At 59.4% G+C, this 12,290-nt stretch carries 14 protein-coding genes and 1 pseudogene; 11 read left to right on the top strand and 4 right to left on the bottom strand.

Features of this window, described 5'->3' with window-relative positions; genetic code table 11:
- A partial coding sequence (locus A9310_RS21095) for a transposase (RefSeq protein WP_065632250.1) occupies positions 1 to 244 on the bottom strand: 244 nt, incomplete at its 3' end.
- A 129-nt stretch (positions 245 to 373) separates the two neighbouring features.
- Here A9310_RS21095 and A9310_RS26045 point away from each other — a divergent pair.
- A complete protein-coding gene (locus A9310_RS26045) occupies positions 374 to 514 on the top strand; it encodes a hypothetical protein (protein WP_156422439.1) in 141 nt (46 codons plus the stop codon).
- Positions 515 to 649: 135 nt separating this feature from the next.
- Here A9310_RS26045 and A9310_RS21090 read toward each other — a convergent pair whose 3' ends face one another.
- Entirely contained in the window at positions 650 to 1,126 is a 477-nt protein-coding gene (locus tag A9310_RS21090; protein WP_004023289.1) for a PaaI family thioesterase, read from the bottom strand.
- A 258-nt stretch (positions 1,127 to 1,384) separates the two neighbouring features.
- On the opposite strand from A9310_RS21090, the gene A9310_RS21085 reads away from it, so the two are divergent.
- The 10 genes from A9310_RS21085 to A9310_RS21040 are packed head-to-tail and all read left to right on the top strand — an operon-like array spanning position 1,385 to position 11,494.
- Entirely contained in the window at positions 1,385 to 2,119 is a 735-nt protein-coding gene (locus tag A9310_RS21085) for an ABC transporter permease (protein WP_033206584.1), read from the top strand.
- A 10-nt stretch (positions 2,120 to 2,129) separates the two neighbouring features.
- Positions 2,130 to 2,993, top strand: coding sequence for an ABC transporter permease (locus tag A9310_RS21080; protein ID WP_014928961.1), 864 nt, complete (start codon positions 2,130 to 2,132; stop codon positions 2,991 to 2,993).
- Positions 2,994 to 3,001: 8 nt separating this feature from the next.
- Positions 3,002 to 4,039: an MlaD family protein gene (locus A9310_RS21075; protein ID WP_065632249.1), complete on the top strand. Its 1,038-nt coding sequence runs from the start codon at positions 3,002 to 3,004 to the stop codon at positions 4,037 to 4,039.
- Positions 4,036 to 5,049 carry an MlaD family protein gene (locus A9310_RS21070; protein ID WP_004023293.1) on the top strand — a complete coding sequence of 338 codons (1,014 nt, stop codon included), beginning with the start codon at positions 4,036 to 4,038 and terminating at the stop codon, positions 5,047 to 5,049. Before A9310_RS21075 ends, A9310_RS21070 begins: the two co-directional genes overlap by 4 nt.
- Positions 5,046 to 6,041 carry an MlaD family protein gene (locus A9310_RS21065; RefSeq protein ID WP_004023294.1) on the top strand — a complete coding sequence of 332 codons (996 nt, stop codon included), beginning with the start codon at positions 5,046 to 5,048 and terminating at the stop codon, positions 6,039 to 6,041. Before A9310_RS21070 ends, A9310_RS21065 begins: the two co-directional genes overlap by 4 nt.
- Entirely contained in the window at positions 6,035 to 7,096 is a 1,062-nt protein-coding gene (locus A9310_RS21060; protein WP_004023295.1) for an MlaD family protein, read from the top strand. The genes A9310_RS21065 and A9310_RS21060 overlap by 7 nt, the downstream gene beginning before the upstream one ends.
- Positions 7,093 to 8,136 carry an MlaD family protein gene (locus tag A9310_RS21055; protein ID WP_004023296.1) on the top strand — a complete coding sequence of 348 codons (1,044 nt, stop codon included), beginning with the start codon at positions 7,093 to 7,095 and terminating at the stop codon, positions 8,134 to 8,136. The genes A9310_RS21060 and A9310_RS21055 overlap by 4 nt, the downstream gene beginning before the upstream one ends.
- Complete coding sequence (locus tag A9310_RS21050; protein WP_004023297.1) at positions 8,133 to 9,089, top strand: MlaD family protein; 957 nt, start codon at positions 8,133 to 8,135, stop codon at positions 9,087 to 9,089. Before A9310_RS21055 ends, A9310_RS21050 begins: the two co-directional genes overlap by 4 nt.
- 6 nt (positions 9,090 to 9,095) lie before the next feature.
- Positions 9,096 to 9,824: a hypothetical protein gene (locus A9310_RS21045; RefSeq protein ID WP_223258800.1), complete on the top strand. Its 729-nt coding sequence runs from the start codon at positions 9,096 to 9,098 to the stop codon at positions 9,822 to 9,824.
- A gap of 29 nt (positions 9,825 to 9,853) precedes the next feature.
- Positions 9,854 to 11,494, top strand: coding sequence for a long-chain fatty acid--CoA ligase (locus A9310_RS21040; RefSeq protein ID WP_014928958.1), 1,641 nt, complete (start codon positions 9,854 to 9,856; stop codon positions 11,492 to 11,494).
- Between the two features lie 119 nt (positions 11,495 to 11,613).
- Here A9310_RS21040 and A9310_RS26425 read toward each other — a convergent pair.
- Both A9310_RS26425 and A9310_RS25340 read right to left on the bottom strand, forming a co-directional pair.
- Positions 11,614 to 12,003 (bottom strand): annotated as a pseudogene (locus tag A9310_RS26425) (IS3 family transposase); the annotation flags it as partial.
- Positions 11,909 to 12,290: IS30 family transposase (locus A9310_RS25340; RefSeq protein ID WP_139104703.1), on the bottom strand; the 382-nt coding region annotated here is incomplete at its 5' end. The pseudogene A9310_RS26425 and the gene A9310_RS25340, both read right to left, overlap by 95 nt.

The following is a 12,290-nucleotide window of genomic DNA, read 5'->3' as shown; positions in this document are numbered from 1 at the left end:
GTTCACGGTTCTCCCGCTCCAACGCCGCGATGCGGTCAGCGTCCTCACTCGTGGTGCCCGGGCGGACCCCGCCGTCGATCTCGGCCTGACGAACCCAATTGCGCAACGCCTCGGGATGGACTCCGAGCTGATCGGCGATCCGCTTGATCGCACCTCTCGACGAATCGGGATCTCGTCGCGCTTCACATGCCATCCGGGTGGCCCGGTCCTTGAGTTCCTCACTGTACTTGCGTGGTGCTGCCATGCTCTCCATCCTTCACAGGTTCGAGAGCCTCCGACAGACCCGGGGCGGTTCAACTGTAGCCAGGACGGAAGGAAGAGAGCTGCACATTCGAGGGAGCTCGCCGCCCYCCCCTCCAATCCTGTGAGAACAGTGCTGCCGGTGACCGTTATGGTTCAGCCGCTGTGTACGAGCCTGATGCTGCAGCGCCGCGACTGGTGGGCGGGCAATCCGCTCGGCCTGACCCTCGCGGTCAAGCCGGTCCTTGCGGTGTTGTTTTCCTGTCGCTACTGAACCGGCAGTGGAAGGCCGAGCGTTTGCAGTTCCAGCCCTGTTGACCGTCGCAGCCTGACCGCTGGCGGTGGATCGCCGAACGTGGTCGCGTACCTCGCAGAGTTGGCGGCGCGCAGAACGGAGACGCGTGCGGCGTCAGTCTGACCGCGTGAAGTTGGCGAAGAAGTCATCGATTGTTGATACGTCGGCATAACGTCGAAAGTGAGCAACGTCGACCTTGACGAAAACACCGCTAGAGGTGAAGTACGTTTGCTCATCGAACGATCCGGCGGCCGCGATGTGCAGTAGGCGATCCGACTCGTGGTCAATCCAGGCAGTGAGACGTATGGGAGTGTGCAGCGGGACCGGCCGGCGGTATTCGACGGTCAGGGTGCGGGTCACCGCGGGGGTCCGCGCGATCCACAGGGTGAAACCCATGATGTCGTCGCAGGCGGCCGAGATCGCGCCACCGTGCGCCAACCCGGGCGCGCCGAGGTGTTTCTCGTCGAAGGTGTGATCGGCGTACACCCGCTCGCCGCTCCGGTAGACCTCAAGTTGAAGTCCGTGGGGGTTGCTGCTTCCGCAGCCCATGCACTGGGACGAGTGTGCCGGCAGTCTTGCTTCGGGGGTCATCTCTGATCGTTGTCCTTAACTCAGCCCGCCACCTACGCAACAGGGTGCGGGGGGATCGATGAGGTGTGGGAACCGGTCCCGAACACGGTCTGTGCTCACCACTATAGGTAATACTGCCAGTACCTGATACTGTCCATTACGCACACGCGAATGGAGTGGCGCACACCACGCGCACTAGGGGGGGAGATGGCCATCACCACCGGCACAGGCGTCAACCGTCTGCTAGACGGCGCTGCCACTTTTGGTAACACCGTCGGCTTGGCTGGTCAGGCCCTGCGGTGGGTAGCAGTAGACATTGCTACAGGACGATTTCCGTTTCGCGAAGCCGTATCGCAGACCTGGTTCGTCATCGTCGTGACAACTCTGCCGGCGATTCTCGTAGCTGTGCCATTCGGTGTCATCGTGTCAGTACAGGTGGGTAGCCTCACTCAGCAAGTTGGGGCCACGTCAATAGCTGGCGCCGCTGGTGGCCTCGGGATTATTCAACAGGGAGCGCCCATCGTTACCGCCCTCCTACTCGGGGGCGCGGCCGGATCAGCGATTGCCTCTGATTTGGGTGCTCGAACGATTCGCGAAGAAATTGCTGCCATGGAGACACTCGGACTCAATCCGATCAGGCGAGTCGTAGCGCCCCGGTTCGTATCTGTGTTGATCACCGCGCCGCTGCTCTGCATGCTAATCGTCTTCACCGGGCTGCTGGCGGGCTACGCCATCAGCGTCGACGTCCAAGGCATCACACCAGGCAGCTACGTCGCCTCGTTCGCTTCGTTCGCATCGATAACAGACATCGTTGTCGCTCTATGCAAATCGCTTGTGTTCGGACTTGTAGTGGTGACGATTGCTTGTCACCGCGGCCTGTCGACGAAAGGCGGCCCTAAAGGCGTCGCAACCTCAGTAAATGCCACCGTAGTACTGGGCGTCGTCGCATGCTTCGTGATCAATGTCTTTATCACGCAATTAACAACCATGTTCGTCCCCCAAACTATTGGATGAGAAACGCCTCGTGACCACCGTTCCCTCCCGGAGGTTCTCCGCCGCCACCCGCCCTGTCGAAGCCGTGATCGCGCCAGTTGTACACGTACCTGAACGCTTGGGGCACGTCGCGACCTTTGTGATCGCCGCGGTCCTCGGCATCCGCCATGTGATCACCACCTACCGACGCCAAACCCTGCTCTACATACAAGAATTCGCCTGGGGTAGAGGTGCAGTCTTGGTCGGTGGTGGAACGGCCATCGTCCTCGCCATCCTCGGCATCGCCGTCGGCGCCTCAATCGGTATCCAGGGTTACGCCTCTCTGGACCTCGTAGGGATGGGTTCACTGACGGGGTTCATCTCTTCCTATGCCAACACCCGAGAGCTTGCGCCAATGATCGCGGCGATCGGGTTCGCAGCACAAGCCGGCTGCCGGTTGACAGCTGAGATCGGCTCGATGCGCATTTCCGAGGAGATCGACGCTCTCGAGGCTATGGCGGTACGTCCTATTCCATTCGTCGTCAGCACTCGCGTAGTTGCGTCGATCACGACCGTGATTCCTTTGTACATCGTCGCGCTTATTCTCGGATTCGGGGCCGCCAAACTCGTCGTCACACAAGTTCACGGCCAATCCGGCGGCACTTACGATTTCTATTTCGACCAGTTCCTCAAACCTCAGGATCTTGCCTTCTCGCTTATCAAAGTTCTTGTATTTGTCATTTCTGTAGTGATTATCCATAGCTATCAGGGCTACTTCGCCACAGGCGGAGCTGAGGGGGTGGGTCGAGCGTCCGGTCGAGCGATCCGCACGAGCCTCATAGTCATCGTCGTGGAGGACATGATCTTGACCCTTCTGATGTGGGGATTCGATTCCGGCGTACGGATTTCAGGGTAGGGGGTTCAGTGGCTGTCTTTCATGATCCGTCCGGACGCGAGCCGTCGCACGGGAACCTGGCCCTTCGGGGGGTCGCCCTATTGATCCTCGGCGCGATAGCTGCCTACTTACTGATAAGTGACGCTAACGGCGACTTCAGCGATCACACGTCGTTGACCATCAACACCGACGCGATAGGCGACGGATTGAAGGGGGGATCGGATGTGAAGTACCTTGGGTTCACCGTGGGGGAGGTCTCGAGCATCGCGGTTCGAGACCGTGGCGCGGCGGTCAAAATCAACCTCACCGGTTCCGGTAACGACCTAGTTCTCCGGCAGGGCATGACGGTGAACTACACCTCGTCAAACGCATTGGGACCAACTGCACTGGAGATCGTAGATCCTGGACAAGGACCACCCATCGGTTCCGGCGGGAGTGTCTACGTGAGCAGGTTGCAATCTGAACAGCCCTCGGTGTCAACGCTTGTTCGCAAGATCTCCACGCTGGTCGAGGCACTGGACCAGCCCTCATTTGAAGCGGTAGTGAGGTTCATCGTTGAGGACTCGCAGGCAATGGCTGATAGCGGAAGACTCGTTCTCCAGATTGCGCAACTCACGCGAGATGTCCAGAAACGGCCGGTCGGGGAGGACCTAGGAATTGCGGCTAACCTGTCCACCGGAGTCGCCGACTTCATGACGCCGTTTGTCCCTGGCGTCTTGAAGAACGTCGATATCGCTGACTTTTTCGCCACCCAACAAAACATCGACCGCACGAAGAGTAATCTCGGCGACACGGGAAAGGTTCTTTTCGGTGGGCTCGGCGGCCTGCTCGATAAGAATTACCCAGCCCTGAGTTCGCTGTTAGACGTCGGCCTTGACCTAGCGCGGCCCGTCGCCAGATCCGCCTCGGGGCTAGTTCGCACGGTGTACACGATCCCGCAGATCCTCGATGGCATCGACAAAGCCTTGCCGAAATTCAACGAACGGGTCCAGCTCCAGCTAGCACTGGTGGTCCAGACGTCGCCTGCCCTACAAGGCGCATTGAGAATGGGGGGTGCCACGCGATGACTCTGAGGTCGCTAACACCCACAATCATTAAAATCGTCGCTTTCATCGCTCTCATCGGAGTCCTTTCATATGTCATCATCGCGATTCTGCAGCCGACCAACGAAGGGTCACCCAGTTCGCAGCGTTCCGCGGTGTTTGCCGACGCTTCCGGACTCAAGCCCCGCGACGGGGTACGACTCGCTGGAGTGAAAGTGGGATATGTAACGGCTGTCGATCTCGAGGGCTCAACAGCGATCGTCCGTTTCCAACTGGATGACGGTGTCGCGATTACCCCCGCGACGACTGCCGCTGTGCGTTACCAAAATCTGCTGGGGCAGCGGTATGTGGAACTCATCAATGCCGGACAAGGCGCCGACCAGGACTCGATCACACAGGTGGCACTCGAGAAGACCGTCCCGTCCTTCGACGTATCGACACTATTCAACAGTTTCAAACCAGTATTCGATACATTGAATACTGCGGAAATCAACGAGCTTCAGTCGAACCTTCTACGGGTTGCCCAGGGAGACGGTCGAGGTATCGCACCAGTCATGAAGCAAGTCGCGAACATCACTGATTACGGGAACCAGCGTTCAGAGATCATCACCAATATTGTGACGAGCCTGGGGCAGGTGTCCGACCAGTTGATGGGGCGCTCCGCTGAACTGGTTGAGTTGATAGACAAATTGGGGTCAATCGTCGATGCGTTCAGCCGCGTGAGCGATCGACTGCGGGCCTCGCTGCGAGAGGTCAACCGTTCGATGGCAAAGACTGTACTCGCCGGTGAGCAGATCGAGTCGACCTACGACACCAGCTTCGCGGCTATCTTTCAGAGATTAGTGCGGGAGCCAGGGGATACAGAAGGCCTACTGAATGGTGCCGTTCTCCTGAAGCCGCTCCTGGACGCCCTGGCCGCAACATCCAACGCGACTCCCCCGCCCTCGGCGGCAGGGTGTGCCCGAGGGGTGCTCGACCTACCGAGAACAGTGCAGATCGCCCTGATGGGTCAACGACTGGTGGTGTGCCAGTGACCCGTTTCTTCGGCAAGCGTCCGCATCACCGCCCGCAGCGTCGGCGGGACCTCATCCTGGCGGGGGTCGTAACGATGGTCACGGTGGCCGGTCTCGTCGCCGCCGGAGCTGTGTATATCTCGCCGCCCGGACAAACTATCTACAGCGCGGAGTTAGTCAATACCGGCGGATTGGAAGCTGGCGACCAGGTACGTATCGCCGGGATCAGGAAAGGCAAGGTAGCGTCGGTCGACCTGACCGGAACGTTCATCACCGTGCGGTTCCGGCTGGATGACTCGATTGCCGTTCGGTCGGACGCGACGGCGAACGTCCGTCTCCTCACCCCTATCGGTGGACGTGTATTGGACCTCGACCCAGGTTCAGGCCCGTCGGCCATTGACGGCGCGATCCCACTGGTGCAGACAGGCAGCACCTATGATATTTCCAGCACCCTGGAGACATCTACACCGGTGTTCCGTGACGTGCGTGGTGTTGATCTACGGCGCACGGCGGCGTTGCTACAGGATGCCTTTTCCGACGGAAACACCAATATCCCTGATGCCCTGCAAAACGCGAGCAGCCTGATGGACTTGCTGGAGCGTCAGTACGCACAACTCGACAAGACGGTGGCTTTGTCCGACGAGTATGTCGCTGCCCTCGCAAACCGCAAGCAGGTACTCGTGGACTTCCTACGCCAGCTCAGCTTCCTTGCCCGCACCCTTGGACCAGACATCGCCAACGTCCAGAGCGGGTTCGATTATCTACGTCGTCTTTTTAAGTTGCTGACCCGGCCGCTTGTCGCGTACCGCGACGGTATAGAACCATCGGTACAGCAGTTTAAGATCCTTCTAAACAAGGTGTCGGCCCAGATGCCCGCCTACCAAGACGCGCTGGCCCAGGTCGATCAGATCACCAGAAGACTGAGCATTCTCCTCAATGCTCCGCAGGTCGGACCTGCGAGTCCTGAACCGACCGTCCGCGTCTGTATCCCGATTGGTGATAACAAATGTTGACGGAGCGGATGCGTCGGCATCTGATCCCGATCGCCACCATTGTCACACTGGCAGTAGTGATCGGCGGCGTCGGAATCGACTATGCGACAGCCGACGACGACACGCGATCACTATGTGCGGAGTTTTCTGACGCATCAGGTCTGTACGAAGGCAATTCCGTCGCGATGCTCGGCAAGAAGGTGGGCAGGGTCGTAGGCATTCACGAGGAGGGACAGAAAGGTGTGCGTGTCGATATGCGGATCGACAAGACCGTGCCGCTTCCCGCAGATGTGGGTGCGACCCTGGTGTCCACCTCGATTGTCACCGAAAGACAAATCGAGTTCACCCATCCCTATCGTGGCGGAGAATATTACAAGTCGGCTGAGTGTATCCCACTGGAAAAGACCAGGACTCCACTGGGGATTAGTCAAACGCTCGACGCGATCAGCACTCTTTCAGACGAACTCGTCAAGGACGACGGACGTAACACGGATGCGATTCTTCAGGCACTTACACTCGTCTCGAAAAACATGGAAGGGACCCAGGGTGATATATCCGGCATTCTCCAGGACTCGGCCACGCTAATCAACGATCCGACCCGGCGTGATAGCCAGATACGCAGGATTGTAGCCAATCTCGCCACCTTAACCGGTGTTGCCACCGAAAACAGTACTGAGGTGACCCAGCTATTCGACAACTTCGTAGGCGCAATTGAGGTGATTGTTGCTTTCGGTCAAACATTCGGCGCCGCAACAGAGTACGCAGGCACCTTCGTCCCTATCCTGTCGCGCCTATCGTCTGACTTCGGGCCACCTATTTTCTCACTTGGAGATGCTGCGGTTCCCCTCCTCTCGCAAGCGGGCAAGCAAGAAAACATACTTGCGTCCGTCGCCGCTCGAACAGCTGACCTCATCGTTGAGCATCCAGATGCGAAGTCGATCCTGCGGGCATTCGCAATATCTGTACCACTGCAGGCCCTCAAGAACGCGTGCGCTCCTCCTTCCGTCAAGGACGTTTGCGCGACGGGTAACGAAGCGGCGACGATCGCCAACTTGATCGGAGGGCAACCTCGATGATGATCTACGGCTACCTTCGTCGTGTCACGGCCGCGATCGTGACGCTGTTCGTAGCGACTATCGCCCTCGCCGCCTGCAGCATCAGTGCTGACAACCCGCCGACCATCGGTGGATCATCCGCCCGAGACGGCTACGACATCGAGATCGAGTTCACGAGTGCTCTGAACTTGCCTGCCCGTGCCAAAGTCCTCTCTCGAGGGATTGACGTCGGTGCCGTCACCAGCGTCGCTTACGACGGAGGCCACGCGCTGGTTGCTGCCCGAATTGATAAAGACGCCCAGCTGCCGGAAGATTCGCGCGCGGAACTCCGCCAAGACACTCTCCTGGGCGAGATTTATGTGGCCATCCTTCCCCCTGCACAGCAGTCCACCCAAGGCTTGCTGCGCGCGGGATCGGTAATACCTCTCTCACGCACCGAACCGGCTGCCAACGTCGAGGACGTGATGCGGGGTATGGCTAACGTATTGGGCGGGGGTGAACTCGATAAAATCCATACCGCGATATCGACGCTGAACTCGACTTTTCCGAGTGACCCCGCCCAGTTCGATGCGCTCTACCGCACGACCTTGCGCACCGTGTCTGAGGTGTCTGCCAACACCGACAAACTCGACGTAATCCTGCAGTCAGCCGATCGCACACTCAAAGTGATCCTGGCCGACCCGTCAGGTACAGACCGAATGTTGACCAAGGGGGGAGTGAACTTTTATGGTCTGGGCTACTCGCTAATTGACGTAGCGCTACTCATCGCTAATCTGCGCGACTTCGCGGTATCCGCAGGCCGTATCGTCGACCCTGAGTATTCCCGCATCAAGGAAACGGTGGGCGCGATCGCGCCAGTGGTCGCGTCCATCGCGTACTCGGACATCTACTCCAAGGATGTTTCCGACAAGGCGGCTCGTGTAATACGCGAAAGGCTCATCCCATTCGTCAGCTCGCCAGATATCAACGTCTCCGATGTGTCTATCGATGGCCGAGAACTGGCGCGGCGTGATGCCGAGTCGTTCATAACCGTCTTGCGAGCGATCGGAATGATGCCATGATCCGCAGCACCCTCGTATCGCTGGTTGCCCTTGTCCTCGTTCTCCTCGTCGGAGCGACATACTTGATCATCGACGTGGCACGGGTAAACCCGTTCCGCACCGACTACGCGATCTCGGCCATACTCGAGAGCTCGGGCGGCCTTCTAGACACATCACCGGTAATGTTAGAGGGGGTGCCGGTGGGAAAAGTGACATCTATTCGCGTCACAGGTAATCAGCTCGCCGTCGACATGTCCATCGACTCCGACTATAAGATTCCTCGCGGCAGTGTCATGACGATTCAGAACCTCTCGGTCGCGGGAGAACAATACATCAATTTCATCCCACCGGGCACAACCACCAGTGAGTACTTGCGTAGTGGGGACCTAGTGCCCGCCGGCGCCATCCGCGTGTCGCAATCCGTTCCCCAGGTGCTCCCGAAAATGTCGGCAGTGGCGGACGCGCTCGATCCAGCATCGATTCAGTCCATCAACGAAACGATCTCGGCGGCAGTCGACGGCCGGCAAAAGGACCTCGACACGATCGGAGACATGATGCACCGCCTCGTGGACTTCGTCGGTGACGACGGTGCCGTCCGTACCACTGCGGACAATGCCGAGTTCCTCCTGGGCCTTATGTCGAACGTGGGCGGTGTGCTCAGCACCGCGTCGGTCCGGACCCCGGATGCCGTCGACGGTTTGGCGAGGATCCAACGTGCGTTCATCGTTTTCACTTCTACGTCCTACGACAAATGGCCACCGATCCTGAAGCTAGTGGAAAAGCTCAGCGGCTACATCCAGATACTCCAGCCCGATATTGTCGCCATTACCCGCGCGGTGAAGCCGGCGACGGCGAAAGTCGCAGACACATACATCGACTTCGGATCGATCGGTGATCTTCTGGCTCGAACATTCCCAGCGTCACATCGGGGGCAGGCGCAGATTCCGATCGCCGTCACGCCATCACCTCGCTGACGCCCGATGGATACCTCCTACACCAGCATTCACAGAAGGCAGCAAATGACGGCACAAGACAACGGACCAGAATCCAAGGACAGCAGCGCTGAGGATAAGCTGACTGCGGCTTCCGACAAAGCAGATCGCAGCGACGCCACTGGTGCTACAGAATCTGCGACGTCCCAAGACGGTCCCGCCCCGGACGAGGCAAGCCCCCCGACGTCCGATGCCAGGCACCGATGGAGATCAGCACGCGTCCAGGCGGTGGCCGCCGGCGCTTTCGTGGTGGCACTCGCGGTGCTGGCCGGCCTCTTTGCTTACCTCTACATTGACATGAGGGAAGCAAAGACGTCCGCGGAGAACGCTGCCACACAACGAGCGCAGGCAGCGCAGGCAGCATCGGACTACACCACAAAGTCGCTCACCTACAGCTACCAAAACACCGGCGCATTCTTTACCGAAGTGAAAGAGAATGCCAGCGATGCGTTGGTCAAGCGATACGACGATGTCGAACCCACCCTGACCCAAATCATGGAACAGGCCAAGGTCCAAGCGTCGGGACGCGTACTGGCGACCAGTGTCACCGGCAGCGCCAGCGAGAACCGGGGGGAATACACGGTGCTGGTCTTCGCCACCCAGAAGACCCAGAATGTTCAGAACCCTCAGCCGAGCGAACTCCCCACACTGTTGAAAGTAGTCGTGCTGAAGACCGAGAACGGCTGGCAGATCCAGGATTACGGACCTGCCGAATGATCCAGCGTCCGCCGCGAAAGGAGAATTTGATGAAAAGCACCATGCAGGAGGTGCCGATGACAGTGTCATCGATACTGCGTCACGTCGCAACCAATCATACTGATAGGCAGGTGATTACTTATTCCGCGAGCGACTCTGCCCGGTACGCAACCTACGGCGATCTCGAAGAGCGATGCGCACGTCTGGCGAATGCTCTGCGCCGGGTCGGCGTGGTCGGCGACGACCGCGTGGCAACCATGCTGTGGAACAACCAGGAGCACCTCGAAGCGTACGCTGCGGTACCCGCGATGGGCGCGGTGCTGCATACGCTGAACATCCGGTTGTCACCGGCTCAGCTGCAGTTCATCGCGAACCACGCCGAAGACAAGGTCATCATTGTGGACGGGTCGCTGGTGCCGTTGTTGGCGGCGGTCTTACCGGGCTTGGCGACGGTTCGGGTTGTGTTCGTTACCGGCGACGGCGACACCTCCCCGCTCGACGGCCACGGCGTGACCGTGATGCGATACCATGACGCGCTCGCAGCAGAATCACCAATGTTCTCTTGGGTCGATCCCGACGAGCGGTCGGCTGCGGGTATGTGTTACACGAGCGGCACTACAGGCGATCCCAAGGGGGTCGTCTACAGTCATCGCTCGGTGTTTCTGCACTCCATTGCAGCGTGTACTGGTAACGCTCTGGCGATCGCAGAAGCCGATCGTGTACTTCCCGTCGTGCCGATGTTTCATGCCAGCGCCTGGGGTCTGCCCTACGCGTCGCTGATGGCCGGCGCGGACTTGCTCATGCCTGATCGATACCTTCAAGCGGCGCCGCTCGCCGACTTGATCCAACAGCATCGCCCCACGAAGGCAGGAGCAGTACCGACAATCTGGAACGATCTTCTTCAGTACGGTATCGCGAATCCGGGTGTCGACTTGTCATCAATCGACCTTGTCGCCTGTGGTGGAGCTCCTGTCCCGCAGTCGTTGATCGAAGGGTTTGCGGACCGCTTCGGCGTACAGATTATCCAGGCGTGGGGCATGACTGAGACGTCCCCGCTTGCAGCGGTAAGTCGGCCTCCCGCCGGGATCAGCCCCACAAAGGAAATGTCGTACCGCAAGCGACAGGGACGGGCAATTTGCGGGGTGGAGATGCGCCTCATCGACGAGGGCGGCCTGCCGGTTCCCCGTGACGACAAGTCCGTCGGCGAACTCGAAGTGCGGGGTCCGTGGGTCACAGGCAGCTACTACCGGCTCGAGGACGCCGAGAGGTTTCGGGATGGCTGGTTGCGGACCGGAGACGTGGGACACATCAGCCCGGACGGGTACCTGACGCTGACCGACAGGTCCAAGGACGTCATCAAGTCAGGGGGCGAATGGATCTCGTCAGTGGAGCTCGAGAACTGGATCATGTCGCACCCAGATGTCGCCGAGGCCGCGGTTGTCGCGATGCCCGACCCCCGGTGGCAGGAAACAGCTCTCGCCGTGGTGGTTCCGGTACCGGGTCGCAAGGTGTCGGCTGACACGCTTCACGAGTGGTGCCTAAGAAATTGCCCGGAGGAGATCCCACACTGGTGGATCCCGAAGAACTGGACGTTCGTGGAGCAGGTACCGCGTACGAGCGTGGGCAAGTTCGATAAGAAGGTGTTACGCGCGAAGCATGAGCAGGGCGAGCTGCCGGTTGTATCGAATTAGCGCCGCTATAGGGCGCAAGTGTGCCCACCGAACGTCGTCAGCGTTCGGTGGGCACACTTCTATAGAAGCAATGCATTTGCCGATGGGGACTGCTGCACGGATAGGTGACAGTTTGGGTGTCATGCCGCGGCAGCGGCGGTGTTGATCATTGCTTCGAACTCGACAGGCGTCAACCGACCGAGGCGGGCTTGCCGGCGCCGGCGGCGGTAGGTCCGTTCGATCCAGGTGACGATCGCGATCCGAAGCTGCTCGCGGGTGTCCCAGCGTTGGCGGTCGAGCACGTTGCGTTGCAGGAGTGCGAAGAAACTCTCCATCGCTGCGTTGTCCCCGCACGCTCCGACTTTGCCCATCGACCCCGTGAGTCCATGAGTGTTCAAGGCGTGTACGAATTTTCGCGATCGGAATTGGGCGCGTTCAATCGGTCGATGCAACACTGGGTTGTTGTAGCGAGTGTAGTTGTTCGCCAAAGACTTCGGCGGGAGTTTTCCATCCAAGGATTTTTCTAGGACGGTTGTTGAGGGTGTAGGCGATGGCCTCGAGGTCCTCAGCTGACCACCGCGACAGATCAGTTCCCTTAGGAAAATATTGGCGCAGAACACCATTGGTGTTCTCGTTGGATGGTCGCTGCCACGGTGAGTGCGGATCGGCGAAGAACACCTGCGTTCCGGTGTCCATCGCGAACTGGGCGTGAGCGGACAGTTCCTTGCCGCGATCCCACGTCAACGTTTTGCGCAACTGCTGCGGCAGCGCGGCGATCGACGCTGTCAGTCCTGCATTCATCGCGATGGCACCGTAG

It is taken from the genome of Gordonia sp. UCD-TK1 (genome assembly GCF_001691435.1).
In the GTDB taxonomy this organism is placed as follows: Bacteria; Actinomycetota; Actinomycetes; order Mycobacteriales; family Mycobacteriaceae; genus Gordonia; species Gordonia hongkongensis.
Note: the sequence above shows the minus strand (reverse complement) of the source record. Positions and strands in the feature narration are given on the sequence as shown.